At 69.3% G+C, this 23,930-nt stretch carries 25 protein-coding genes; 12 read left to right on the top strand and 13 right to left on the bottom strand.

Annotated features, from left to right (window positions below; all coding sequences use genetic code 11):
• Positions 1-20 precede the first annotated feature (20 nt).
• Positions 21-305 carry a DUF7553 family protein gene (locus tag WDJ58_RS11255; protein WP_338917803.1) on the bottom strand — a complete coding sequence of 95 codons (285 nt, stop codon included), beginning with the start codon at positions 303-305 and terminating at the stop codon, positions 21-23.
• Positions 306-441: 136 nt separating this feature from the next.
• Here WDJ58_RS11255 and WDJ58_RS11250 point away from each other — a divergent pair, with 136 nt between their 5' ends.
• Positions 442-810: a HesB/IscA family protein gene (locus WDJ58_RS11250; protein WP_338917802.1), complete on the top strand. Its 369-nt coding sequence runs from the start codon at positions 442-444 to the stop codon at positions 808-810.
• 5 nt (positions 811-815) lie between these two features.
• Here WDJ58_RS11250 and WDJ58_RS11245 read toward each other — a convergent pair whose 3' ends face one another.
• The 3 genes from WDJ58_RS11245 to WDJ58_RS11235 form a co-directional block, all read right to left on the bottom strand.
• A complete protein-coding gene (locus WDJ58_RS11245) occupies positions 816-1,097 on the bottom strand; it encodes a PadR family transcriptional regulator (protein WP_338917801.1) in 282 nt (93 codons plus the stop codon).
• 824 nt (positions 1,098-1,921) lie between these two features.
• A complete protein-coding gene (locus WDJ58_RS11240) occupies positions 1,922-2,068 on the bottom strand; it encodes a hypothetical protein (protein WP_185977114.1) in 147 nt (48 codons plus the stop codon).
• A 104-nt stretch (positions 2,069-2,172) separates the two neighbouring features.
• A complete protein-coding gene (locus tag WDJ58_RS11235) occupies positions 2,173-2,586 on the bottom strand; it encodes an archease (protein ID WP_338917800.1) in 414 nt (137 codons plus the stop codon).
• 163 nt (positions 2,587-2,749) lie between these two features.
• Here WDJ58_RS11235 and WDJ58_RS11230 point away from each other — a divergent pair, with 163 nt between their 5' ends.
• On the top strand, positions 2,750-3,232 hold the full coding sequence (locus WDJ58_RS11230) for a GNAT family N-acetyltransferase (protein ID WP_338917799.1): 483 nt from the start codon (positions 2,750-2,752) through the stop codon (positions 3,230-3,232).
• Positions 3,233-3,252: 20 nt separating this feature from the next.
• Here WDJ58_RS11230 and WDJ58_RS11225 read toward each other — a convergent pair whose 3' ends face one another.
• On the bottom strand, positions 3,253-3,789 hold the full coding sequence (locus WDJ58_RS11225) for a cob(I)yrinic acid a,c-diamide adenosyltransferase (protein ID WP_338917798.1): 537 nt from the start codon (positions 3,787-3,789) through the stop codon (positions 3,253-3,255).
• A gap of 459 nt (positions 3,790-4,248) precedes the next feature.
• Between WDJ58_RS11225 and WDJ58_RS11220 the strand changes: the two genes are divergently transcribed.
• From WDJ58_RS11220 to WDJ58_RS11205, 4 genes are all read left to right on the top strand, one after another.
• A complete protein-coding gene (locus WDJ58_RS11220) occupies positions 4,249-4,419 on the top strand; it encodes a hypothetical protein (protein ID WP_338917797.1) in 171 nt (56 codons plus the stop codon).
• A 186-nt stretch (positions 4,420-4,605) separates the two neighbouring features.
• The gene (locus tag WDJ58_RS11215) at positions 4,606-4,806 is read left to right on the top strand and encodes a DUF4177 domain-containing protein (protein ID WP_338917796.1); all 201 of its coding nucleotides are present in this window, start codon (positions 4,606-4,608) and stop codon (positions 4,804-4,806) included.
• Positions 4,803-5,879: a hypothetical protein gene (locus WDJ58_RS11210; RefSeq protein ID WP_338917795.1), complete on the top strand. Its 1,077-nt coding sequence runs from the start codon at positions 4,803-4,805 to the stop codon at positions 5,877-5,879. The genes WDJ58_RS11215 and WDJ58_RS11210 overlap by 4 nt, the downstream gene beginning before the upstream one ends.
• Positions 5,880-6,001: 122 nt before the next feature.
• Complete coding sequence (locus tag WDJ58_RS11205) at positions 6,002-7,336, top strand: glycoside hydrolase family 68 protein (RefSeq protein ID WP_338917794.1); 1,335 nt, start codon at positions 6,002-6,004, stop codon at positions 7,334-7,336.
• Here the strand turns inward: WDJ58_RS11205 and WDJ58_RS11200 are convergent.
• On the bottom strand, positions 7,333-9,504 hold the full coding sequence (locus tag WDJ58_RS11200; protein WP_338917793.1) for a glycoside hydrolase family 32 protein: 2,172 nt from the start codon (positions 9,502-9,504) through the stop codon (positions 7,333-7,335). The genes WDJ58_RS11205 and WDJ58_RS11200 overlap by 4 nt on opposite strands.
• Positions 9,505-9,858: 354 nt before the next feature.
• Between WDJ58_RS11200 and WDJ58_RS11195 the strand changes: the two genes are divergently transcribed.
• A complete protein-coding gene (locus tag WDJ58_RS11195; protein WP_338917792.1) occupies positions 9,859-11,094 on the top strand; it encodes an MFS transporter in 1,236 nt (411 codons plus the stop codon).
• An 85-nt stretch (positions 11,095-11,179) separates the two neighbouring features.
• On the top strand, positions 11,180-12,313 hold the full coding sequence (locus tag WDJ58_RS11190; RefSeq protein ID WP_338917791.1) for a zinc-binding dehydrogenase: 1,134 nt from the start codon (positions 11,180-11,182) through the stop codon (positions 12,311-12,313).
• Between the two features lie 129 nt (positions 12,314-12,442).
• Here the strand turns inward: WDJ58_RS11190 and gcvPB are convergent, their stop codons facing one another.
• On the bottom strand, positions 12,443-13,894 hold the full coding sequence (gene gcvPB, locus WDJ58_RS11185) for an aminomethyl-transferring glycine dehydrogenase subunit GcvPB (protein WP_338917789.1): 1,452 nt from the start codon (positions 13,892-13,894) through the stop codon (positions 12,443-12,445).
• Positions 13,891-15,219, bottom strand: a complete 1,329-nt coding sequence (gcvPA, locus tag WDJ58_RS11180; protein WP_338917788.1) for an aminomethyl-transferring glycine dehydrogenase subunit GcvPA — start codon at positions 15,217-15,219, stop codon at positions 13,891-13,893. Before gcvPA ends, gcvPB begins: the two co-directional genes overlap by 4 nt.
• Positions 15,220-15,378: 159 nt before the next feature.
• On the opposite strand from gcvPA, the gene WDJ58_RS11175 reads away from it, so the two are divergent.
• Entirely contained in the window at positions 15,379-16,911 is a 1,533-nt protein-coding gene (locus WDJ58_RS11175) for a sensor histidine kinase (RefSeq protein WP_338917786.1), read from the top strand.
• A 19-nt stretch (positions 16,912-16,930) separates the two neighbouring features.
• On the opposite strand, the gene gcvH is transcribed toward WDJ58_RS11175, so the two are convergent.
• Positions 16,931-17,314 (bottom strand): glycine cleavage system protein GcvH, encoded by a 384-nt coding sequence (gene gcvH / locus WDJ58_RS11170; RefSeq protein WP_338917785.1) that lies wholly within the window; start codon positions 17,312-17,314, stop codon positions 16,931-16,933.
• Complete coding sequence (gcvT, locus tag WDJ58_RS11165) at positions 17,311-18,402, bottom strand: glycine cleavage system aminomethyltransferase GcvT (RefSeq protein WP_338917784.1); 1,092 nt, start codon at positions 18,400-18,402, stop codon at positions 17,311-17,313. The genes gcvH and gcvT overlap by 4 nt, the downstream gene beginning before the upstream one ends.
• A gap of 120 nt (positions 18,403-18,522) precedes the next feature.
• Between gcvT and WDJ58_RS11160 the strand changes: the two genes are divergently transcribed.
• Positions 18,523-19,866 carry a sodium-dependent transporter gene (locus tag WDJ58_RS11160; protein WP_338917783.1) on the top strand — a complete coding sequence of 448 codons (1,344 nt, stop codon included), beginning with the start codon at positions 18,523-18,525 and terminating at the stop codon, positions 19,864-19,866.
• Between the two features lie 128 nt (positions 19,867-19,994).
• Positions 19,995-20,855: a hypothetical protein gene (locus tag WDJ58_RS11155; RefSeq protein ID WP_338917782.1), complete on the top strand. Its 861-nt coding sequence runs from the start codon at positions 19,995-19,997 to the stop codon at positions 20,853-20,855.
• On the opposite strand, the gene WDJ58_RS11150 is transcribed toward WDJ58_RS11155, so the two are convergent.
• Together WDJ58_RS11150 and WDJ58_RS11145 are read right to left on the bottom strand one after the other, a co-directional pair.
• Positions 20,804-22,618, bottom strand: coding sequence for a cation:proton antiporter (locus WDJ58_RS11150; protein ID WP_380661592.1), 1,815 nt, complete (start codon positions 22,616-22,618; stop codon positions 20,804-20,806). The two genes, WDJ58_RS11155 and WDJ58_RS11150, sit on opposite strands and share 52 nt — an antisense overlap.
• Positions 22,619-22,770: 152 nt before the next feature.
• Positions 22,771-22,995: a hypothetical protein gene (locus tag WDJ58_RS11145; RefSeq protein ID WP_338917781.1), complete on the bottom strand. Its 225-nt coding sequence runs from the start codon at positions 22,993-22,995 to the stop codon at positions 22,771-22,773.
• A 160-nt stretch (positions 22,996-23,155) separates the two neighbouring features.
• On the opposite strand from WDJ58_RS11145, the gene WDJ58_RS11140 reads away from it, so the two are divergent.
• Complete coding sequence (locus WDJ58_RS11140; protein WP_338917780.1) at positions 23,156-23,635, top strand: NYN domain-containing protein; 480 nt, start codon at positions 23,156-23,158, stop codon at positions 23,633-23,635.
• Positions 23,636-23,653: 18 nt separating this feature from the next.
• Here WDJ58_RS11140 and WDJ58_RS11135 read toward each other — a convergent pair whose 3' ends face one another.
• Complete coding sequence (locus tag WDJ58_RS11135; RefSeq protein WP_338917779.1) at positions 23,654-23,899, bottom strand: hypothetical protein; 246 nt, start codon at positions 23,897-23,899, stop codon at positions 23,654-23,656.
• Positions 23,900-23,930: the final 31 nt, after the last annotated feature.

Here is a 23,930-nt window from a genome sequence, read left to right as displayed (position 1 = left end):
TGATCTTTACGCTTCGGGGCCTACGCCTCGGCCTCCCCGGTCCCGTCGGTGTCTACGGTCCGGCCGCGGCCGAGCCGCTCGCGGGCCTTCCCGATGGCCTCGCGCGCCTCGCCCTGGGCGCGTCCCTGGAGCCGATCCAGCTCCGCGCGGATCTCCTCGACGCGATCCGGTTCGGTCTCGGCCTCGCGGCCGGTCAGCTCGCGGAGTCGTGCCTCGACGGCCTCGATCTCCTCGCTCAGTCCCCTCGCGGCGGTCCGGGCCGCGCGTCGGAGGTAGTACCGGCTGTCTTCGAAGTGTTTGTTCATGGTAGTTGATAGGGGTTTGGAGGATATATCCCTTGTGTCGGTCGGTCAGGGGACACCACGTCGTGGGTCGTCATCCACGAACCGACGCCCCCGATGCGTGCGTCAGCGTTAACACCTCCCGGACGAATGAGTGAGTATGAGCACCGAGGTCACCGAGGGACAGGACGCCGACTCGGGAGTGACCGTCACGGAGGCCGCCGCGGAGGAGGCGCTCGATCTCCTCCGGGGCGAGGACTACGATACGGACGTCGCCGGGCTCCGCCTGTTCGTCCAGCAGGGTGGCTGTGCGGGGCTCTCCTACGGGATGCGCTTCGACGCCGAACCGGAGGAGGACGACACGATCACCGAGCACCACGGGCTCCGGATCTTCGTCGATCCGGCCAGCCTCAACTACGTGGGCGGATCCGTCCTCGACTTCGATGGCGGGCTCCAGGGTGCCGGGTTCCACGTCGAGAACCCGAACGTCGTGAGCGAGTGCGGCTGTGGCGAGTCGTTCCGTACGTAGGCGTACTACAGGAGTTCCTCGACGTACTCGCTCTCCCACCGCCGGCGATCCTCTATCTCCCGGCGGCCACGGCGTGTGAGCGTGTAGAAGTTCGTCCGGCGGTCCTTGTCGCCCTTCTCCACGAGCCCCTTGTCGACGAGCGTGTCGAGGTTGGGGTAGAGCCTGCCGTGGTGGATCTCCTTCTCGTAGTAGTCCTCGAGCTCCTCCTTGATCGCGAGGCCGTGGGGCCGCTCCCGGCCGGCGATGACGTACAGCAGATCTCGCTGGAATCCTGTCAGGTCGTGCATCGGTAATGTCTACATCATACTTAGTGTCGAAATAGATCAAGTTTACGCATCGGTATGGCACAGGCCGTGCATAACCGACCGGCTGACCGGAGATGTGGTACCGCGACCGCCGGAATCGGGTCTAAGCAGACTGACGTATGATCTCCGTGGGTATCATCACTCAGGGGGTAGGTGATCGGGAGCGGTCGGTGAGAGCCGTCCGTATCGGGCGAACGCGCACCCCCCTCTGTGAAAGTTCGCTTGGAAGACGAACGCAGCAGTCACGCGAGGTGATCACCGCGGTCCCGCGCGACGGAGCGAACGAGTTCGACAGAGTCCGATCACGGCGTCCGTCGACGGGGAGCGACTGACCGTCGAGGTACCGGCGATCCCGACGTTCGGGGTGCAGGTCGATCGAGACGGACGGGTCGACGGACCCGGCGCGGCGTTCGAACTCGGTGTCGAGGAGAGCGACGTGACCGTGGACGCGACGAGGGTTCGGAGACGAGTGAGAGTGAGCTACCGGTGACGCGGACTACGACAGCCGACCCGACCCCCGACGACCGATGGCTCTCGCTCGCGTCGTCGTGGTTTCGATACGGGGATCGAGCGGACGGTCCCGTATCCGTCAATCAGTAGTCTGTCGCAGAACCGACCATGGACTGTTCGATCACTTCGATGAGAGGAAAGCGGCCGACCGGGGTGAAAAGAGCCCGGTCGGCCGCTTGCCGCCCTGAATTGGTCCCCGCTGACGCTTCGGCCCTCCAAAGCGAAGCGTCAACTCACACAAGCCGTCGGAGTATAATAAAGGTACCGACCTTGACGAGTCGGAGCCACGTCCGGGTTCAGATGTACTCCTCCTCCAGCACCCACCCCAGCGCGCGCTTGTAGTAGGTGAACATCTGTCTGACCCCCTCGTGGTTCATATCCTCGTCGTCCAGCTCGGCCTTCAGGAACTCGTACTGCTCCCGGATCTCCTCCTCGTCTCGCATGCCGTCGGGTAGGCCCCCCGGGCGGAAGTGTCTTTCTCGGCGACGAGCGGGAGGCTCGGCGGCCCGTGGTCAGGACACGAGCGGAATCTGGGAGCGCACGCCGGTCACACGTCGAGGACCACGTACGCGACCCACTTGTCGCCCTCGCGCGCGACGCGCATATCGGAGTAGGTGACCGCCTTCACGTCGCGCGCGACGACGGCGTCGAGGGGGATCCCCCGGAACGACCCGGTCAGACACCACTCCTCGTCCTCGCCCTCGACGAGTGCCTCGTGGTCGACCGGCAGGACCGCCTCGACGTCCCGGCGGTAGATGAGTTCGTCGAGGTAGTCGAACAGGAGCGCCTCGCGGTCCTCGGCGCGGACGGCGAGGTCGTATCGCTCGCCCCCCTCGGCCGGAATCGCCTCGCACATCGCCGCGGCGAGCCCGTCCGCGACGGCCGCGAACGCGTCGCCGAGGGTCCCGCCCCGGGCGGCCACCGCCACGTCGGCGGTGTGCTCGCGGAGTTCGAAGCTCACGACGGGTCCCCGGCACCGTCGAACGCCACGATCGCGTACATACCCGGGACCTGACCGCGGATGAGTGAAAGGCTTCCGGCTGGACGCGAGGAGGCGGGAGTGGCCCCGAGGGGGCCGTTATCGCCCGGTGGAATTATATCCGCTCGACGGTTACCGGCGCGTGGTGAGCGTCAATATAGAGACCCGGACCTTCGGCCCCGGCGACGACTCGCTCGTCGAGGCGGCCTGGGACCTCAAAGAGCGCATCCGCGGCGACGAGGGGGTGCTCAAGCAGCGCCGGGGGTTCTTCGTCGATGCCTACCGTCGCTCGACGGTCTACGCCCTCGTCGAGCGGGGCGTCGAGGAGCGGCTGGTCGGCTTCGCCGCCACCCGACGGGACGGCTACATCCTCTTTCTCGCGGTCGATCCCGACTACCGGGGCGAGGGGTTCGGCGAGTGTCTGGTCGCGGAGGTCGCCGACGAGCACTCGAGCGTCTCCTGTCACGCGCGGACCACGAACCGGAACGCCCTGGAGTTCTACGAGCACGTCGGCTTCGAGGTGAAGCGCCGCGTCGAGGGCTACTACGAGGACCGCGGCGACGCCTACTACCTCACGCTCGGCGAGGACGGTATCAGGGATCGGCTCTCGCGGTTCGTGCGCCGCTGAGCACGGCGGGAGTTGGCAGGTCAGTACGTCGGTGACTCCTCGCGGACGCCCTCGCGTTTGTTGACGAGTCGGGCGAAGACGAACAGCGCGTCCGAGAGCCGATTGAGATACGCGACGGCGGTCTCGTTGATCGGCTCCTTCGACGCGAGTTCGATCGACCGGCGCTCGGCCCGGCGGACGACCGCCCGGGCGTGGTGGAGGGCTGCCCCCGGCTCACTCCCCCCGGGCAGGATGAACGACTGCAGGGGGTCGAGCTCCTCGTCGAAGGCGTCCATCCACTCCTCCAGGACCTCGACGTGCTCCTCGCGGAGGTGCGGGGCGTCCTCGTCGTCGGCGTCGGGGTTGGCGAAGTCCGCCTGGACCACGTGGAGGTGGTTCTGTATCGTTTCGAGCCGCTCGTCGACGTCGTCGTACCCCGAGGGCCGGATCGTTCCGATGACGCTGTTGGCCTCGTCGACGGTGCCGTAGGCCTCGATCCGCGGGCTCGTCTTCGATACCCGGGACATGTCCCGGAGGTCGGTCATCCCCTCGTCGCCGCGGCCGGTGTATATCTTCACGTCCGACGCCAGGGATGCCGAGGACTTATACCCGACCACCGACGGCGATCCCTCCGCGAGAATCCGATGAGTGTCGCGGACCGGACCGGGGCACCGCACACGCCGGGCGGCGTCCGGCCGGGTCGGCGAGCCGAATTCGATCACGCGAGCCGTCCGAGTGAGCCACTCGGCCACCGACTCGAACGAACGTCGCTCCGTCGTCGGAGATCGGAATACGTGGGCGATGGCGCGGTGACACCTGACGGAGGAGGTGAGATCGGCTGAGAGCGACTCGTGAGGAGGGACGCGTTTCGTGCCGACCGAGGGATACGACGGGACCATCGCGGGACTCGACGGCCCCGGATCCGGCCGCGACCCCGCCGGTCCACGGGAGCCAGGTTCCGTATCGCGGCATACGGTTCATCCCCCGATGTCGGGGAAACCAGTAGGTTGAATTCCCGCCCGGCCACAGTATCGACCATGAGCCTCGCGCTCGAACACTACTGCCCGGCCTGCGGCGAGGACCGCGAGTTCTACAAGGCCGCGAGCATGACCGTCCAGCTCGGCCGGAAGGAGAAGTGGCACTGTCCCGAGTGTGACTACGGGTTCGTCCGGATCGACGGGAACGTCGACACCTCCCAGACCGCGTAGGCGAGCCGCGGCGAGAACGACGAGAGCGACGAGCGAGCCGTGGTACCCCCGAAGCGGGCCGGTGAAGCCGTGTCGTAACGGGTAGAGGGCCCGGGGAGCGACGAGCTGGAAACGAGGACCGGTGGACCCTTTCCCCGGCGGGTACGCATGCAGACGGTTTTTGCGGACACCGGTCGTGGCTCGCACATGACCTCGACGGAGCGGACCGACTGGGAGTACGAGACCCTCCGACCCCCGCGCGGATCGACGAAGAAGGAGGCGGTCGACCCGACGGACGAGCTGAACGAGCTCGGTAGCGACGGCTGGGAGCTGGTCGGAACCATCGACTACGTGGGAGGGGGGACGAAGTACCTGCTGTTCAAGCGTCCCGCCGCGGAGGAGGTATGAGCGCCGGAGGGGGAACCGATATCGACGCCGACGCGGAGTCCGACACGCGGATCGAGACCGAGGGCGACACGGAGATCGGCACGGCGGATACGATGCGTGAACGGGCGGACGAGAGCCGATTCAAACTGTGGGTGCTGCTCAGCGCGAACCGGCTGTTCGTCACCGCGGTACTGGCCGTCGGTCTCTTCGCCGCGTTCGTCCTGGTGGGTGCGTTCGGACACCCGGGATTCGAGTCGGCGCTCCGGTCGGGCGACACGATCGGAACCATGTTCTCGACGCTACTCGGGGCGATCATCACCGGAACGACCCTCGTCGTCACCATCAGCCAGCTCGTCATCTCCCAGGAGAACGGGCCGCTCGGCGACCAGCACGAGCGGATGAGCAACACGATGGATTTCCGGGACTACACCGGCGAACTGATCGGCAGGCCGACGCCCGTCGACCCGTCCGCGTTCCTCCGACACCTCGTCGACGCGACCCGTCGGCGCGCGAAAGCGCTGCGTGATACCGTCTCGGGCAGCGACGACGACGACCTCCGCGCGGAGGTCGACGAGTTCACCGAGAGCCTGACCGGGAACGCGGACGAGGTGACCGACCAGCTCGACGGCGCGGCGTTCGGGACCTTCGACGTGCTGTTCGCCGCGCTCAACTTCAACTACGGGTGGAAGATATTCCAGGTCGACCGCATCGACGAGGAACACGCGGACAGCCTCTCGGCGGAGAGCGAGCACCTCCTCGACGAGCTCAGGACCGTCCTCACGATGTTCGGCCCCGCCCGCGAGCACATCAAGACGCTCTATTTCCAGTGGGCGCTCATCGACCTCTCGCGGCTCATCGTCTACACGGCGGTCCCGGCGCTGTTCGTCGCCGGCTGTACGCTGGCGTTCACCGGGAACGGGACCATCGAGGGCACGACGCTCGGTATCGGTAACGTCCTCTGGATCATCGCCGCCGCGTTCACCGTCTCGATGCTGCCGTTCCTGCTCCTGCTCTCCTACATCGCCCGCATCGCCACCGTCGCGAAGCGAACGCTCGCCATCGGACCGCTCATCCTCCGCGACTCACAGCGGTAGCGTATCGGGAGCGAGCGGTCGGTCCCCCGGCGACGGCGGGGCGGTCTCTCGCCCGGCTCGGGCGTCGATCCGGTTCGCCGGATGTAGCAAGCTTCAATCGCCCGGCTGCGCCAGGGTCGGGTATGAGCGATCAGGACGACGCGACGCGGAGGGGAGCGGCGACCCCCGCGTGGACCCGCGAACGGGCCACCCGGGTCGGCCGGGACGCGGGGACGGTCGCGCCGATCATCTACCCGCCCGACCGGCCGCTCGACCCGTCGGTCCACATCTGGGACACGTGGCTCCTCCGGAACCGCGACGGTTCGATCGCCGAGATCGACGGCTGGCGGGTGATCCTCTCGCTCACGGCCCCGTCGGACCTCCTCCCGGGCAAGCGTCACGACGTCGCGACTATCCGGTACTTCTACTCCCGCGACGGCCGTCGCTGGCACTCGGGGGGGCCGGTCTTCTCGGGCGGCGAGCTCGGATCGCGGCAGTGGGCGGGGTCGGTGCTGCACGACGACGGCGACGTCTACCTCTACTACACGGCGGCCGGCGAGAGCGACGAGGCGCACCTGAGCTACACCCAGTACCTCGCGATGGCCGACGGCGGGACCGTCGAGGCCGACGAGGAGGGGCTGCGCATCGAGGGGCCCTGGGAGCACCGCGCCGTCCTCCATCCCGACGGCGACCGCTACGAGACCGAGTCCCAGTCCCGGGGAATGACCTACACCTTCCGGGACCCCTGGTTCTACGAGGACCCCGAAACCGGTAGAACGTATCTCGTGTTCGAGGGGAACACGCCCGTCCCGGAGGGCTCGGAGGCCTGCGGCGGCGACCCGGCACAGCAGGAGTTCAACGGGAGCGTCGGCCTCGCCGAGTCGCCGACCGGCGACCCGACCGAGTGGGAACTCAGGGAGCCGCTGCTGGACGCCGTCTGTGTGAACCAGGAGCTCGAACGACCGCACGTCGTCCGCCGGGACGGTCGGTACTACCTGTTCGTCTCCAGCCACCGCCACACGTTCGCGCCCGGGATCGACGGAGTCGACGGGTTCTACGGGTTCGTCGCCGACTCGCTCCGCGGGGAGTACCGGCCGCTGAACGACTCGGGGCTCGTCGTCGCCAACCCCGAAAACGCGCCGTTCCAGGCCTACTCCTGGCTCGCGTTCGACCACCCCGACGACCTCCTCGTGAACAGCTTCTTCGGCTACTTCGACTACGATCGCCCGTCGCTCGACGAGGTGGCACAGCTCCCCGAGAGCGAGCAGTTCCGGCGATTCGGCGGGACGCTCGCGCCGACCCTCCGGATCGAACTCGACGGCGACCGCTCCCGTATCGTCGGGACGCTCGAACACGGCCACATCCCGCTCGGCTCCGAGCCGCTCCCGGACTCGCCGTTCGACGAGCGGGCGGCCGAGCCGTCGGGCTACGGGCGGGAAGGGGGGCATCCGGAGCCCGGCGGAACGGACGGCTTCTAGCCGGATTCCCAGTCGAAGCCGTCCGAGAGTTCCCAGGCATCGATACGCTCGACGGTCGCCTCCCCCTCGATCCCTCGGATCGAAGCTCCAGTACTCTCCGGGCCGGGATAGACCCGCCCGGTGAGACACCGTCGTTCGTTGGCGAACACCTCGACGACGGATCCGTCGACGAAGACGTGCAGCGAGAGGGGGTCCTCGTCGGCGACGGGCATACGTATAGGGTCGGTCGTCGCGCCCGTGCGACCGTCGGCCCCGGCGCTCTGCCGGCGGTCGAGCACCACGTCGACCCCCTCCCATCGGACGGCCGTCCGCTCGTTCCCGTCGGGGGATTCGAGGACGCCGAGCTCGAAGGCCTCGGCGTCGCCGAGTGAGACCTCCAGTGCGAGTTCCAGCGACCGACCGCGGACGTCGAGTACTGTCGGGGACGGGCCCGCGGGGACCGCCTCGTAGCCGACGTGTCGACCCCGGAGCGACTGGACCTCCCGGGCCGGGCGCTGTCGAAGGGTCCCGTCCGCGTCGACGTCGAGGACCCGTGGGACCGAGAGCGTCCCCGACCAGCCGGCGTCCCACTGCTCGGCCGGGCCGCGTGCCTCGGGCAGCCACCCCCACGTGAGGGTGCGTCCGTCGGGCGTTTCGAGTGACTGTGGGGCGTAGAAGCCGCCGTAGTCGAGGCGTCCCGAGTCCTCGACGTGGAACGTCCCCTCCTCGATATCCATCTCGCCGACGAAGTAGTCCACGTTGTCCATGTTCGAGACGTGTAGCAGGTCCCACTCCTCGAAGAACAGCACCTCCGGACACTCCCAGATGGGGCCCGCACTCGGCCAGTCACCGACCAGTATCGGCCCCCGGTACTGCCAGTCCCGGAGGTCGCCCTCCGACTCGTACAGGAGGACCGTCCCGCCGACGTCGGTCACGCCCGATCCGATCAGGTGGTACCAGGTGTCGCCCTCGAGCCAGATGCAGTGATCGCGGAACTCCGCGGCCCAGTCCTCGGTCTCGAGGATGTCGGGGTCGTCGGGAGACTCGGGGACGACGGGGTTCGCGGGGTCCTTCTCCCACCGCCGGAGGGTGTCGTCGGTCGCGGTCGCCAGGCAGGGGAGCTGTCGTCTGTCCCTGCCGCCGGTGTAGACCGCCCGCGGCGTGCCGTCGTCGTCGACGATACACCCCGACCAGCAACCGTCGCGGTCCGGTCCGTCCGGGTCGGGCGCGAGCGCGACCGGCTCGTCGCGCCAGGTGACGAGGTCCTCGCTGGAGGCGTGCCCCCAGTGGATCGACCCGTGGAACGGGCCCGCGGGGTTGTACTGGTAGAACAGGTGGTACCGGCCGTCCCAGTGGACGAGTCCGTTCGGGTCGTTCAGCCAGTTCGCCGGGGGCGCGAGGTGGTAGGCCGGGCGGTGGTGGTCGGGTTCGAGCGTCCGGCGCATCGACGACAGGTGGGACGTCCCCCCGTAGCGACCGGTCGGTTCGACGTCCATCCCCGCGAACGACTCGGGACCGCGAGCGAGCGTCACGAGGGCGTTCCGGACGAGCGCCGCCCCCGCGTGTGCGAACGGGTCGTCGTCGAGCTCCGCGAACTCGAGTGCGACCCCCGCACCGACGACCAGCCCGTCACCGGGTCGCCACGAGCAGAGCGCCGACCGCGATGGGTGGTCGATCTCGCCCTCGACGGTCGCCCCGAGGACGTCCCCGTGCGCAGGGAGAACGGCCTCGTACCACGCACCCGCCGCCCGCCCGCCGGGGCCGCGCGTGTGGACCCGAATGGAGTCGCCGAGCCCCGAGAGAATGGGGTGGTCCGCGTACAGCGCGTGAGCCAGGTAGCCGATCGGCTCCTCGACGCGCGTCTCGCCCGCGACGTCGGGTGGAACGGGGTCGATACCCAGAACCTCGACGGCCTCCAGCGCGCGGAGCGTCAGCAGGAGGCCGCCGCCCGCCCCGAGGTAGTCGGAGAGCACCTCGGTACAGTTCCCCACACCCGACTCCGGGAGCGGCCGGTCGTGATGCCACCAGAGCGCGTCGAATCGGTCGAGATCCATGCTGCCGGACGCGATCGTCTCCAGCGAGAGCCGTTCGGCGTCGAACACGTCGGCACACCACTCGAACGCCGCCCGCTCCTCCGGCGAGCGGCCCTCCCCCTCCAGGAACCCCACGCGGTAGGACGAAACCACCATCTGCCGGGAGGTCGGGGCGTTCCGGTTATAAGTCGTGTCACTGACTCCGGTCGGGGACGTTGCCTCCCAGACCGGGGCCATAAACCGTATACCGAGATACGAAATGCCCGGATCATTGGCACGCGGATCCGGAAAAGAGTTGGAGCGACGATCGAGCGGGCGAATCAAGAGGGGGCGGGGTCAGGGAGGGGGTATGACCGATCGGTCCGAGGAACCCCGGACGCGAGTCACGTCGTTCATCGAGGAGTGCGGTCGGAGGGGACGCCACGCCCCGCGCGGGCCGGGAGTGTGGCCTTCCGTCGGAACGAACGGACGGTTCGCCGTCGATCCGTCGGGTGGGGAGGGCTGAACCGGATGCGCGGCCGGACCCGGATGCTCGCCGTCGCGACCGGCACCCTCCTCCTGTCGGTGCTCGTCTGGTTCAACTACTCGGCCGTGCTCCCGCTGATCGTCGAGGACTGGGGCCTCTCGGGAACCGACGCCGGGGTCATCTTCGGCGCGTTCCAGGCCGGCTACATGCTCGCCATCATCCCGATGGGGATGCTCGCGGATCGGTACTCGCCGCGCCCGGTCGTCGCCGTCGGCGCGGTCGGGACGGGCGTCGCGAGCCTCGCGTTCGCGGGAGTGGCCGACGGGTTCCTCGTCGGCACCGCCCTCCGCTTTCTCGGCGGGATGGCGATGGCGGGGATCTACGTCCCCGGGATGCGCTTCGTCAGCGACTGGTACCCCGAATCCGAACGGGGGCGGGCGATGGGCGTCTACGTGGGCGGGTTCTCGTTCTCCAGCGGGCTCTCGTTTCTCCTGGCGTCGAACATCGCGGCGGCCGTCGGCTGGCGGACGGCCGTCGCCGCGACCAGCGTCGGCGCGCTCGTCGCCGGCCCCGCGTTCCTCGCGCTGGCGAGGGAGAGCCCGTCGGCGACGGCTCGCGGCGACGAGAGCGGAGAGAGCGGAGAGAGCGGGGGGTTCTCGTTCGACCTGTCGCTGCTCCGCAACCGGACGTACCTCTCGGCCGTCGGGGTCTACTCCTTTCACTCCTGGGAGGTCCTCGGGGTCAGGAACTGGCTGCTCGCGTTCCTCGTGACCGTCCCGGCGGTCGTGGCCGCGGGCGGGACGGCTCTCGCCGGGACACTGGTAGGGGTGACGATGGCGGTCGGCGGGGCCGGCAACCTCGTGGGAGGGTGGCTCTCCGACCGCATCGGCCGGGCCCGGACCGTCGCGGTCGCGCTCGCGGTGAGCGGGCTCATCAGCGCCTCGATCGTCGCGCTCGCCGGGCTGTCGCTGCCGGCACTCGTGGCGCTGCTCCTGGTCTACGGGCTCGCGCTGACCGCCGACAGCTCGCCGACCTCGACCGCGGTCACCGAGGCGGTCGCCGACGACCGCGTCGGGACCGCCCTGTCGGTCCAGTCGTTCGTCGGCTTCTTCGCGACGGTGATCTCGCCGGTGGTGTTCGGGCTCGCCCTCGACTACTCGGGGTTCGGCCTCGCGTTCGTGACGCTCGCGCTCGGGGCCGCCGCCGGCCTCGTCTGTACCGCCGCACTCTCCCGGTTCCGGTCGGCCCCGGCCGCCGACACCGCCGGGGGACCGGCGTGAGGGTCGGCATCGAAGGAGCGGGCGGGATCGTGACCCGTACGCCACCGACACACAGTATATCACCCCCCGGAGAGAGTGACGGCTCATGCCGACCGAGTCGATGGCCGCGGTCCTCGAAGCGCCGACGGACGATCACGACTTCGCGGAGAGTCGTCCGGTCTCCGTCGAGCCGGTCGAGGTGAAGGACCCGGCGGGCGAGGAGGTCCTCGTCGAAATCTGCGCGACGAGCCTCTGTCACACGGACGTCGGGTTCGCGCTCGGCCACTTCGACGTCCCCTACCCGCTGGTGCTGGGCCACGAGGGGGCGGGCGTCGTTCGCGAGGTGGGCGAGCAGGTGCAGGGCCTCGAACCCGGCGACCACGTCGTCCTCGGGCGCATCGCCTGCGGTCGGTGCCGGCGGTGCCGCGAGGGTCTCTCGCATCTCTGTGAACGCCGCGTGCCCGCGAACGAGTCGGGACGCCTCCGCAACGGGAACGTCCCCTTCGCCCGCGCTGGCGAGCCGATCCACCACTGCCTCGGCGTCTCCTCGTTCACCGGGCACACGCTCGTCACGCAGGACGTCGCGATCCCGATCCCGGAGGAACTGCCCTTCGACCGGGCGTGTCTCCTGGGGTGTGGCGTCTTCACCGGGTTCGGCGCGGTCGAGAACACCGCCGATATCGAACTCGGGTCCTCGGTCGTGATCTTCGGGGCGGGCGGGGTTGGCCTCAACGGGATCCAGGCCGCGCGGATCCGCGACGCCTCCACGGTGATCGCCGTCGACCTCGTCGACGAGAAGCTCGACCTCGCGGAGGAGATGGGTGCGACACACACCGTGAACCCGAACGACGTGGACGACGTCGCCGAGCGGATACGGGAGATCCGTCCCGGGGGCGCGGACTACGCCTTCGAGATGACGGGCCACGAGGCGGTCATCACGCAGGCGCTCGACGCCGTCGGTTCGCGGGGCGAGGTGATCGTTGTCGGGGTACCCGCGTTCGGTCACCGGAGCGTCGACCTCGACGTCTACGGGATGCTGTTCGGCGAGAAAGCCATCAGAGGATCGCTCTCGGGGTCGTACAACCTGTCGCTCGCCATCCCGAAGCTCGCCGACCTCGTCGTCGACGGCCGGCTCTCGCTCGATCCCCTGGTCACGGACACTCGGCCGCTCGCGGAGGTGAACGAGGCGATGGCCGCCCTCGAAGCGGGCGGGCAGATACGACAGGTCCTCGAACTCTGAGGCGGAACCCGGGTTACCTGCCGCCCGCCGTGCCGAGTTCGACGTTCCCCGGGAGGTCGGAAAGGGCAGTTCGGGCGTTCGCCGATGGGTCGCGAACGCCGGGATAGGGGGTGAGCGGGCCGTTCGCAGTCACTCCTCGTCGTCGAGGGACTGCCAGGAGAGCCGCGGGTTCCGCGCCGCATCCGCCTGGTCGATGCGCCGGGCGGCCGTGCGTTCGGGGGCGGTCTCCAGGGTCTCCGTGTCCTCCTCGCGGACGGCCTCGAACGCCGCCGCGAGGTGGTCGAGCGACCGGCGGCTCTCGCCCTCGGTGGGTTCGGTCATCAGCGCCTCGTCGACGATCTCCGGCCACTTCGTCGTCGGCGGGTGGACACCGTGATCGAGCATCCGTTTCGCGGCGTCGGCGGCGTCCTGCTCGCCCGCGCTGGCGACGAACTCGTGGTGGAACGGTCCGAAGGGGATCTCGTAGTCGATCCGCGAGGCGAGGTAGTTCGCGTTCAAGACGGCTTTGGCGCTCGCGTCGGCGAGCCCCTCGTCGCCGAGCCTGGCGATGTAGGCGTAGGCCTTCACGAGGACGAGCCAGTTGCCCAGGTCGCCGTGGACCTTCCCGATCGACTGCTCGGGATCGTAGAGTTCGTACCCGCCGCCGGCCCGTCGGACGTGCGGCCGGGGGAGGAACTCGGCGAGTTCCTCGACGACACCGACGGGGCCGGCACCGGGGCCACCCCCGCCGTGGGGCGTCGCGAACGTCTTGTGGACGTTGTAGTGCATCACGTCGAACCCCATGTCGCCAGGGCGTGCCTGTCCCAGGAGCGCGTTGAGGTTCGCGCCGTCGTAGTAGAGCAGTCCCCCCGAATCGTGGACCATCTCCGCGATCTCCTCGATGTCGCGCTCGAACAGCCCGAGCGTGTTGGGGTTCGTGAGCATCAGGGCCGCGGTCTCCTCGGAGAGGGCGGCCTCCAGCGCCTCCAGGTCGACCCGTCCGTCCTCGTCGCTCGGGAGCGAGACGACGTCGTAGCCGGCCATCGCCGCCGTCGCGAAGTTCGTCCCGTGGGCGCTCTCGGGGATGACCACCTCGCTCCGGTCGTCGTCCCGGGACTCGTGGTAGGCCCGGGCGATCAGGATGCCCGTGAACTCCCCCGCGGCACCGGCGGGCGGCTGGAGCGTCACGGCGTCCATCCCGCCGATGGTCGCGAGCTGCTCCTGAAGCCCGTAGAGCAGTTCGAGGTTCCCCTGGACCGTCTCGGGGTCACGGCCCGGGTGGACCAGCCCCGCGGGGTGGGCCGCGATGTCCTCGGTGAACTTCGGGTTGTACTTCATCGTACACGACCCGAGGGGGAACGGCCCGGACTCGACGCCGTAGTTCATCTGCGAGAGCCGCGTGTAGTGGCGGGCCAGTTCGGGTTCGGAGGGGGCGGGCAGTTCGAGCGAGTCGCGGGTCAGGTCGTCGGGGAGCGGCGAGCCGCTCGCGTTCTCGTCCCCGTTTCCGCTCCCGGCCTCGACCCGCTCGTTCGACTTCTCGGAGAGGAGCGGTTCGTACAGCTCCCCGGAGTCGTCCGTCCAGCGTGCCTGATCGTACTTCATCGTGCGGCCTCCTCGAAGGCGTCGACGAACCCGTCGACGCGGTCGTGGTTGGTGTCGGTCACGCAGACCTGAATCCGGTGCTCGCCGACGACGTGGACGGCGTACCCCGAGTCACGGAGGTCGTCGGCGACCGCGCGGGCGGGCTGGTCGGTGTTGACGAGGAACTCGCGCATGTGGTGGCGGTCGTGGACGGGGGCCTTCAGCCCCGTCACGCCGTCGAGTCGTGCCGCGAGTTCGTCGGCCCAGGTGACGCAGTCGGATGCGAGCGACTGGAGCCCGTCGGGTCCGAGCGAGAAGGCGTGCATCGCCGCGCGCAGGGCGACCCACGCCTGGTTCGTACAGATGTTCGAGGTCGCCCGCTCGCGGCGGATGTGCTGTTCCCTGGTCTGGAGTGTGAGCGTGTACGCTCGCGCGCCCGTGCTGTCCTCGCCCGCGCCGACCAGCCGGCCGGGGACCTGCCGGAGGAACTCCTCGCGGCAGGCGAACAGCCCGAGACCCATCCCGTAGGCGGTGGGGAGCCCGAGCGCGGCGTCGCCCACCACCACGTCGGCACCGACGTCGGCGGGGCGTTCGAGCAGCGAGAGCGCCACGAGGTCGGATCCGAGGACGTAGAGCGTCTCGTGCTCGTCCGCGAGCGTCCCCATCTCCGAGAGGGACTCCTCGATCACTCCGCGGACGGTCGGTGATTCGACGTAGAGCATCACGCAGTCCTCGTCGACGAGGTCCGCGAGGGCGTCGACGTCGACCGCGCCGTCGTCCATCGGGTATGACTCGACCGAGAGGTCGCCCCCGACGACGTAGTTCTCCAGGACCTCGCGGCGACCCTCGGAGAGGTGTTCGGGGACGAGCACCCGGTCGCCGGTCGTCGCCCGGACCCGGGAGGCGAGCGTCGCGGCCTCGCCGAGCGCCGTCGCCGCGTCGTACATCGAGCAGTTCGCCACCGGGAGCCCCGTGAGTTCGACCAGCAGCGACTGGTACTCGAACAGCGCCTGGAGGAACCCCTGTGCGACCTCGGGCTGGTACTGGGTGTAGCTGGTGAGGAACTCCGAGCGGTCGGCGAGGTGATCGACGACCGAGGGGACGTAGTGGGCGTGTCGCCCCCGGCCGAGGAACTCGACGAGGTCGTCGTTGCGCCCGAGCGTCGCCGTGACCTCCCGGACGAGGCTCCGCTCGTCGCGGGGTTCGATGCCGAGCGAACCGTCGAACCGGACCGGCTCGGGGACGTCGAACAGCGCCTCCTCGCTCTCGACGCCGACCACCTCCAGCATCGCGTCGCGCTCGGCTGTCGTGTGCGGCGCGAACGGACTGCCCCGGTTACTGCCCACGGGTACGTACCTCCTGGTTCATGGCTGGCGCTAACGAGGGCCGGCCTATGAACGACTCGGTTCGTCTGAGCATCGGGCGGGCCGTACGGGGGATCTCCGCCGGGAATCGAGCAGTGAGTCGGGCGAAAGGCCTACCGGAGTCCTCCTGAAATCCCGGACGTGACTGCGACCGCGGAACAGGGCGGTGGTGCGGTGCCAGCGACGGCCCTGACGGTCCTCGGTATCGGCCTCGTCGCCGCCGCCGTCGCGCACGACGTCCGGTTCGGTACCGGGGAGCTGATGACCGCGGTGGTCGCGATGCCCGGCGTCCTCCTGCTCGCCGGCCTCGTCTACATGCTCTGGAGCAGCCTCGACGCGGCGACCTACTGGACGGTCGCGCGGTGGGTGTTCGGTAGCCTCGTCACGCTCGGCGGCGGGGTCGCCCTCGTCGTCTACCTCGGTGCCGATCTCACCGGAACCGGCGTGACGAGCCGCGCGCGGCTGACCCTCCAGGTACTCTTCTTCTCGGGGCTGGGGACCGTCGGCGGTCTGCTGATCGGTCTACAGTCCGTCCGGGCCGTAGAGGCGGCCCGCCGGGCCGAGGAGGCCCGCACGAACGCGCTGATGTACGCGGCCGAGCGCGACCGGCTCTCACAGCTGAGCGAGACCAGCCACTCGCTCCTCGGCACCCAGGAGGAGGCCCGCGTCGCCGAACTGCTCGCGGAGGGGATCGAGCGTGCGATTCCGGACGCGAGCTGTGCCGTCTGGCTGAACGGGCCGTCGGGACTCGAACCCGCCGTCGAGGGGACGCCGACCGCCCCCGACCGTTCCGGAGCCGAGGGGTTCCGGGACGGCGAGGAGCGGATCGTCGGCGCGCCGAACGAGCGCGAGCGGCTCTACGTCCCCCTGTCCGAGCACGGGCTGCTGGCGGTGACGCTGCCACCGACCCGCGAGTTCGACGACCGGAGCCGCGACCTCGTCGTGGTGTACGCGAGGACGGGCCAGACGGCGCTCGACCGCGCGGCCCACCAGGATGCCCTGGAGCGCCAGAACGAGCGGCTCGACGAGTTCGCGAGCGTGGTCTCTCACGACCTCCGGAGCCCGCTGTCGGTCATCGTCGGGCGGGCGGAGCTCGCCCGCGAGACCGGCGACCTCGACCACGTCGACGACGTTCTCGACGGCGCGCAGCGGATGGATCGGCTCATCGAGGACGTGCTCGCCCTGGCCCGCGAGGGGGAGGGGACCGCGGACCGCGAACGGGTCACCCTCCGACGGGTGGTCGACAGAGCCTGGAGTGCCGTCGGGACCCCCGAGGCCAGCCTCGACGCCGGGGAGGATCTCCCGTCCGTCGACGGCGACCCCGAGCGGCTCCAGCGGCTGTTCGAGAACCTGTTCCGGAACGCCGTCGAGCACGGCGGCGAGACGGTCTCGATCGCCGTCGAGCCCCTCGAATCGGGCTGTGCGGTCGTCGACGACGGACCCGGTATCCCGGCGGAGGAGCGCGACCGGGTGTTCGAGCGCGGCTTCTCGACCGGCGGGACCGGGCTCGGGCTGGCCATCGTCGACGACATCGTCGAGAGCCACGGCGGAACCGTCTCGGCGGTCGAGGCGGACGGCGACGGCGCACGGATCGAGATCCGGGATCTCCCCGTCCCGAGGGAACCGTTCGCTGCCGATGGAACGGACGGACGTGGAAGCGACACCGTCCGCTGAGCCCGCCTCCTCGCGACGCTTACTCCGTCTGCTCGGCGTACTCCGCCGGCGAGAGCAGGTCGTCGAACTCGGAGCCGTCGTCGTACTCGACCTCGAGCATCCAGCCGTCCTCGAACGGCGAGTCGTTGACGAGCTCCGGCGCGTCGAACAGCTCCTCGTTGACCGCCGAGACGGTGCCCGACACCGGTGCGTAGAGGTCCGAGACGGCCTTGATCGACTCGATGACGCCGAACTCCTCGTCGGCCTCGATGCGGTCGCCCTCGGCGGGGAGTTCGACGAACACGATGTCGCCGAGCTCGTCCTGTGCGAAGTCGGTGATTCCCACCCGAGCGGTCCCGTTCGTCCGCCGGGCCCACTCGTGTGTCTCCAGATACTGACAGTCGTCGGGTACGTCGAAGCTCATTGTATGAACGGTGTGTTCCGGACGCGGGCCTCCTTCTGTTCGCCGCGGACGACCACCCGCAGAGCCGTCCCCGGATCGGCGTACTCGACCGGGAGATACCCCATTCCGATCGGGTCGCCGAGCGTCGGCGACATCGTTCCCGAGGTGACGGTGCCGATGATCCGCCCGTCGGTGTCGACGACGTCGTAGCCGTGGCGGGGGACCCCCCGTTCGAGGAGTTCGAAGCCGATCAGCCGCTCCTCGATGCCGGCCTCCTTCGCCGCCGCGAGGGCGTCCCGGCCGACGAACTCGGTGTCGAGGTCGACCGCGAAGCCGATGTCGGCCTCGAACGGGTTCCGGGGGTCGGTCTCGGGATCGAAATCCTGCCCCGAGAGGAGAAAGCCCATCTCGATGCGGAGCGTGTCACGCGCGCCGAGCCCGCAGGGCTGGAGCCCCTCGAACGCCCCGTAGACCGTCCCGGCGGTGTCGGCCGGACAGATCAGTTCGAACCCGTCCTCGCCGGTGTATCCCGACCGCGAGAGCAGTACCTCGACCCCTTCGACGGTCGCGTACATCGCCTCGAAGAAGGAGAGGTCCCGCGCGACCGCTCCGACCGCATCGGCCACGTGGTCGGCCGCGTCGGGCCCCTGGACGGCGAACATCGCCACGTCGGCGGTGACGTTCTCCACCGTCGCGTCGAGGTCGTGTTCGTCGCGGTAGTCCACCCACCGGTCGAAGGCCTCCACGTCGTGGCCGGCGTTCGGGACGAACAGGTAGTCGGCCTCGCCGCCCTCGGGGAGGCGATAGACGACGACGTCGTCGAGCATGACCCCCTCCTCGTCGGTGATGGCCGCGTACTGGGCGTCGCCGGGGTCGAGCGCCGAGACGTCGTTGGTGGTGAGCCGGTCGGTGAGCGCGAGCGCGTCCGGTCCCGACACCTCGATCTGGCCCATGTGCGAGACGTCGAATATCCCCGCCGACCCCCTGACCGCCTCGTGTTCGGTTCTGATCGAGTCGAACTCGACGGGCATGTCCCAGCCGCCGAACTCGGTGAACTTCGCGCCCCGCTCCGCGTGGGCGTCGCGCAACGGCGGCATCCGTAGGGCCATGAGTGGGCCTGTGACGGCACGGCTGTTATACGTTCCCCTCTCGTGGGCGGTCCCCGCGGTCCTCCCGCACCGGTCCCTTTCGTACGACTTTTCAGGCGGGCCCGGACTACGTGAACGGAAATGGCAGACAGGGAGACGTGGGCGACGCGGCTCGGGTTCATCCTCGCGTCCGTCGGGAGCGCGGTCGGTCTGGGGAACATCTGGCGGTTCCCGTTCCAGACCGCGACCAATGGCGGGGCGGCGTTCCTGGTCGTCTACCTCGTCGCGGTGGCGCTCGTCGGGGTCCCCGCCATCCTGGCGGAGTTCGTCGTCGGGCGGCGGGCGAACCTCAACGCCATCGACGCGTTCGACCGACTGGGTCACCCGCGCTGGAAGGCCGTCGGGGCCCTCGGCGTCCTCACCGGGTTCTGGGTGCTGTCGTACTACAGCGTCATCGGCGGGTGGGTGATCCGCTACCTCGTCGGCAGCGTCACCGGGGGATACCTGGGTAACCCCGCGGACTACTTCGGTGCCGTCTCCGCCGGACCGGAGGCGCTCGTGCTGCACGCCGTCTTCATGCTACTGACCGTCGGTATCGTCGCCTTCGGCGTTGAGGGAGGGATCGAGCTGGCGACGAAGTTCATGGTGCCGGGCGTGGTGGTGCTCATGCTCGCCATCGCGGCCTACGCGGCGACGCTCCCCGGGGGCGGGGCCGGGTACGGGTTCTTCCTCACACCGGAGGTCGACGCGATCCTCTCGAACCTCACCACGGTCGTCCCCGCGGCGGTCGGTCAGGCGCTGTTCTCGCTCTCGCTCGGGTTCAGCGTCATGATCACGTACGCCTCGTACATCGGCGAGGACCGGAACCTCGGCGTCGACGGCGGCACGATCGCCGTGTTCAACACCTTCATCGGCGTGCTCGCTGGGTTCGTCGTCTTCCCCCTGCTGTTCGCACAGGGCGTCTCGCCCGACACCGCCGGGCCGGGGGCGGTGTTCATCAGCGTGCCGACGGCGCTGGCCGAACTCCCCGCCGGACGGGCCGTGGGCTTCGTCTTCTTCGCCGTCGTCCTCATCGCGGCGCTCTCATCAGCCATCTCGCTGCTCGAGGTCGTCACCTCCTACGTCATCGACCACTACCGGTTCGGGCGGAAGGGGACCGCGGTCGGGCTCGGGGCGGTCGTCTTCGCGCTGGGCGTCCCCTCGGCGTGGGACACCGCCTGGCTGTCGTGGTTCGACGGGATCGCGGTCAACCTCTTCCTCCCGCTGGCGGTGCTGCTGGTCGTGACCTTCGTCGGCTGGGTTCTCGCCGACGACGCCGTCGACGAGATCACACAGGGGACCGGCCTCAGCGAGACCTCGACGCTCCCGTCGGCCTGGCTGTGGGTGGTCAGGACGGTTGTCCTGCTCGCCGTGACGGGCACCCTCCTCCTCGGCGTCCGCGAGCTACTCACGCCCTCGGGAGCCTACGTCGTCCCGCCGTTCTGAGCCGGGGCGGGGCTATCGGAATCCCCTCTCGGGGAAACCCGAACGGAGGCATGATGTCTAATCTTGAGAGCATAAATTTTCTGCAAGCAAAACTGTTATTAGGCGTGGAAGCTCCCTATAATTGAAACGTGGGACAGTTACGACAACTGTGCGCCGACCTGCTGACGAGCGGAACGACCGGGGATCTCTACGAGGGTCTCGGGCGACTGTTCGAGCGCGTCCGACCCTACCTCCCGAAGGAGAGGCAGGCCCAGTACAACTCCGTCTACGTGAACGTCTTCGAGCGGCCCCTCGACTGGCTGTTCCCCGCCGTCTCGTGGCGCGCCCGGGACCAGCCGAACTACGACTCCGGGACCGTCGACGGCATACGCGAACAGGTCTCGGAGGGCGACACGGTCGTGATCGTCGGCGGCGGGTTCGGCGTGACGACGGTCGTGGCCGCACGGCACGCCGGGGAGTCGGGGACCGTCCTCACCTACGAGGCCGCGGAGGAACGCGTCCGCGATATCCGAAAAGCCGCGGAGTACGACGGTCTGAGCGACCGGATCTCCGTCCTCCACGCCCTCATCGAGCGGGTCGACAAACCGATCGGGGAGGTTGGGGACGCGCCGGCGGTACCCGCGAGGGCCCTCCCGCCCTGTGACGTCCTGGTACTGGACTGTGACGGACCCGAGGCGAGGATACTGCGGAACCTGTCGATCGAACCGCGCGCCATCGTCGCCAACACGGCCGGCCGCTTCGGCTCGCCCGAAGCGGCCGTCCGGACGGGCCTGACCGACCTCGGCTACCGGGTGATCTCGCGAGGAGTGATCAACGAGGAGTGTGCTGAGTTCTGCCACGAGAACGGCTACTACACTCTGACGGCGGTCAGGGAGGAACGTACGCAGGAGGAGGACGCCGACTGGTCAGGGGGCGTGGGGGACAGGACCGAAGCGGGTCAGCCGTCGTCGCCGTGCGCCGGTTCGGAGGTCCCCTCGACCTCCTCCTGATCCTCCTGAACGCCGACGTCGAGGCCGAACTCGCGTGCGCGCTGACGCCAGAACTCCTCGTAGCCCTCCTCGCGCCGCTCGACGGTGGTCTCGCCGGAGCGGACCCGGTCGAGCTTGATGTCGACCTCCTCCAGCAGGCGCTCGCCGGGGTCGTCGCCGACGACCCCGTTCCGTATCGCGTCCATCAGGGCCGATTTCTCCTCCTGGAGCACACGGCGCTCGCCGGCGAGGAGGGACTCGCGACGGAGCTCGGGGTGCTCGCTCATGAGCCGCGAGAGGGTGTCGTTCAGGTCCGCCTTCTCGCGCCCGTACTCGGAGGTGAAGTCGTCGTGGACGGTCTCCGGTATCTCCCCCGCGGCGTGGAGCCGGTCGGCCGCCTCCACGGCGGCGTCGACCGCCCGGGCCCGCCCGAGGAGCAGTTCGTACAGCTCCTCGCTCTCCGAGCGGGTGGCGACCCCGAGCCGATCGAGCAGGCGCCCCATCGTCAGCCCCTGGACGACCAGCGAGAAGGCGGCGACGCCGAACACCATCGCCCGGAGTTCGTCGTAGAAGGCGAACGGCTCCCCCGAAGCGAGCACCCTCGGGAGCCCGAGGACGAGCGCGATAGGGATCGATCCGTGGAGTCCGCCCCAGACCAGGATGTGGCGGTACGACCTGGAGATATCCGGCGAGTCGGTGTCGAGCCGGTTGGCGATCGCCGAGATCGGATAGACGACCGCCGCCCGGGCGAGGAGGACGAGCGGTATCGCCAGCAGGATGAGCTGCCCGTGTGCGGCGAGCTGGTCGATCGGCGTCGTCGCCCCGATGGTGATGAAGATGAACGTGTTGACGAGGAACGCGGCCGTCTCGAGCGAGTTGAAGATGGAGATCTTCGTCTGCGGGCTCATCGCGTACTCGGCACCGCGGTTGCCGATGAACAGCCCGGCGACGACGGTGGCGATGACCCCCGAGAGGTGAAAGCCGATGACCCGGGCGAGGACGTGCTCGGCGACGAGGAACGAGCCGTACGCGAGGATGAACGTCAGGACGATCTCGGTCATGTGGTCGTCGAGGTTCACCATCACGCTGTAGACGATGTACCCGAGGACGAGGCCGACGACGAGGCCGCCGACCGAGACGACGGTGATCTCCATCGCGGTCCGCGCGAGCTCGCTCGGCTCCAGCAGGAACTCCACCGTCCGGCCCTGCTCGACGAGCCCGAGGAACGTCAGGAATAGCACGACGCCGACGCCGTCGTTGATGAGGCTCTCGCCTTCGACCAGCACGGAGAGCCGCTCGGGTGCGCCGAGCTCCTCGAACAGGGCGAGGACGCTCACCGGGTCCGTCGGGAGGATCATCGACGCGAACAGCAGGGCCACGAGGAGCGGGAACCCGAACACGGCCTGGCCCGCGAGCCCGAGGAGGACGACGGCGACGATCAGCCCGACCACGGCGAGCGCGAGCACCGGCCCGAGGTTCCGCCGGAGCCGCTCCAGGTCGGTCGTCGCCGCGCCCTCGAACAGCAGCGGCGGCAGGAGGACGAGGAAGATGAGGTCGTGGGTGAGTTCGATGTCGACGAGCCGATCGGCCTCCGGAAAGAGGAGGAACCCGATGACGGAGATGGCGAGCCCGGCCAGGAGGAGGGCGATGGTGTAGGGGAACCGGCCGACCTTGGCGACGAAGATACCTACGCCGGCCGCGACGACGAATATCGGGAGGAGGTCGACGAGGACGGGGGCGATGCCGCTGGTCGCCTCGGCGGCGAGGGGGAGAAGCGTCCCGATCGAGAGCGAGAGGAAAGACACGTGTCGGTGCTCGGAGGGGCGGTCCTAAGACCCCTCGATATCCGGTCGACGATGCTTGCGGGCCCGTTTCCGTGGGACGGAGCCGGACCTCGCCGGGAGAGCGGTCGGCCCGGTGGCCGGAGGGTCCCGCCTCAACTCTCGTGGGGCGGCTCGTCGCGGTGGTCGTCCGGGTTCTCCTGCTCGGCGGCCGCCTCGGCTCGCTGCTCCGAGCGCTCGCGTTCGCGCTCCGCTCTGGCATCCTGCTGGGCCTCGCGGGCATCCTGCTGGGCCTCCTTCGCCTCCGCGAGCTCTTCGTCCTCCTTCTCCTCTTCCTCGCCCGCTTCGGGCTCTACGTTCCGGTCCGGAGTCTCGGTCATACTCGGCAGTTAGCCAGAGAACGAATGGGTGTAATGCCAGCAAGTGCAAGCGACTATCCCGGCACGGGATCGGGCAAGTCGACGGGCGGGATGGGGTAGGAGGGTCGTACGAGCAGGGTCGTACCGACGACGCTTTGACCGGGGCGACGAACCCCGGCGTATGGGTCTGCTCGGCCGATTGCTCGGGTCCGACGACGATCACGACGGAGCGGGAGGCGACTCCGCTCCCGACCGAGTCGGGCTGTTCGTCGACGGGCCGAACGTGCTCCGCGAGGAGTTCGACGTCGACCTCGACGACGTCCGGGCGGCGGCGGCCGCGGCCGGTCGGCCGGCGGTGACGAGGCTCTACCTCGACGAACGGGCCTCCCCTGGACTGGTGAAGGCCGCCGAGGCACGGGGGTACGAGGTCGTGGTGACGAGCGGCGACGTCGACGTCCGTCTGGCCGTCGACGCAACCGAGTTCGTCGTCGACGGCGGGATAGACACGCTCGCGGTCGCCTCGCGGGATACCGACTTCAAGCCCGTCCTCGAACTCGCCGCACGGCGCGGGGTCAGGACGCTCGCCATCGCCCCCGGGAGCCACGGTCGCTCGGACGCGCTTCGGAACGCCGCCCACGACGCGGTGACGCTCGGGGAGTGACGGGGAGAGACTACCAAACTACCGCCCTGGACTCCCGAAGAGCACCCAGAGAAGGAAGGTGAGCCCGACGACGACCGCCGCGATACCCGCGACCCGGAAGACGAAGACGTTCCGTGCGGTCGGCTCGACCGAAGCGAGGTCGTTCTCGCGGGTGCTCCCCTCGGCGTCGATCTGCTCCTTGAGCCGGGCGACCTCGTAGGGCCGGAGCGCCACGACACCCCCGACGAGGGTGAGGAGGACGAGAGCCAGGAGGGGACCGTCCATGGAGGGGGCTTTCGATGGTCGGGTATGTGTC

This window comes from Salinirubellus litoreus (genome assembly GCF_037335815.1).
In the GTDB taxonomy this organism is placed as follows: Archaea; Halobacteriota; Halobacteria; order Halobacteriales; family Haloarculaceae; genus Salinirubellus; species Salinirubellus litoreus.
Note: the sequence above shows the minus strand (reverse complement) of the source record. Positions and strands in the feature narration are given on the sequence as shown.

Coding starts and splice junctions, on each gene's coding strand:
- WDJ58_RS11205 (WP_338917794.1), top strand. CDS start 6,002: ATGAGCGATCAGGACGACGCGACGCGGAGGGGAGCGGCGACCCCCGCG.
- WDJ58_RS11240 (WP_185977114.1), bottom strand. CDS start 2,068: ATGCGAGACGAGGAGGAGATCCGGGAGCAGTACGAGTTCCTGAAGGCC.
- WDJ58_RS11140 (WP_338917780.1), top strand. CDS start 23,156: ATGGGTCTGCTCGGCCGATTGCTCGGGTCCGACGACGATCACGACGGA.
- WDJ58_RS11200 (WP_338917793.1), bottom strand. CDS start 9,504: ATGGTGGTTTCGTCCTACCGCGTGGGGTTCCTGGAGGGGGAGGGCCGC.
- WDJ58_RS11160 (WP_338917783.1), top strand. CDS start 18,523: ATGGCAGACAGGGAGACGTGGGCGACGCGGCTCGGGTTCATCCTCGCG.
- gcvT (WP_338917784.1), bottom strand. CDS start 18,402: ATGGCCCTACGGATGCCGCCGTTGCGCGACGCCCACGCGGAGCGGGGC.
- gcvPB (WP_338917789.1), bottom strand. CDS start 13,894: ATGAAGTACGATCAGGCACGCTGGACGGACGACTCCGGGGAGCTGTAC.
- WDJ58_RS11255 (WP_338917803.1), bottom strand. CDS start 305: ATGAACAAACACTTCGAAGACAGCCGGTACTACCTCCGACGCGCGGCC.
- WDJ58_RS11145 (WP_338917781.1), bottom strand. CDS start 22,995: ATGACCGAGACTCCGGACCGGAACGTAGAGCCCGAAGCGGGCGAGGAA.
- WDJ58_RS11215 (WP_338917796.1), top strand. CDS start 4,606: ATGACCTCGACGGAGCGGACCGACTGGGAGTACGAGACCCTCCGACCC.
- WDJ58_RS11210 (WP_338917795.1), top strand. CDS start 4,803: ATGAGCGCCGGAGGGGGAACCGATATCGACGCCGACGCGGAGTCCGAC.
- WDJ58_RS11250 (WP_338917802.1), top strand. CDS start 442: ATGAGCACCGAGGTCACCGAGGGACAGGACGCCGACTCGGGAGTGACC.
- gcvH (WP_338917785.1), bottom strand. CDS start 17,314: ATGAGCTTCGACGTACCCGACGACTGTCAGTATCTGGAGACACACGAG.
- WDJ58_RS11220 (WP_338917797.1), top strand. CDS start 4,249: ATGAGCCTCGCGCTCGAACACTACTGCCCGGCCTGCGGCGAGGACCGC.
- WDJ58_RS11190 (WP_338917791.1), top strand. CDS start 11,180: ATGCCGACCGAGTCGATGGCCGCGGTCCTCGAAGCGCCGACGGACGAT.
- WDJ58_RS11195 (WP_338917792.1), top strand. CDS start 9,859: ATGCGCGGCCGGACCCGGATGCTCGCCGTCGCGACCGGCACCCTCCTC.
- WDJ58_RS11135 (WP_338917779.1), bottom strand. CDS start 23,899: ATGGACGGTCCCCTCCTGGCTCTCGTCCTCCTCACCCTCGTCGGGGGT.
- WDJ58_RS11245 (WP_338917801.1), bottom strand. CDS start 1,097: ATGCACGACCTGACAGGATTCCAGCGAGATCTGCTGTACGTCATCGCC.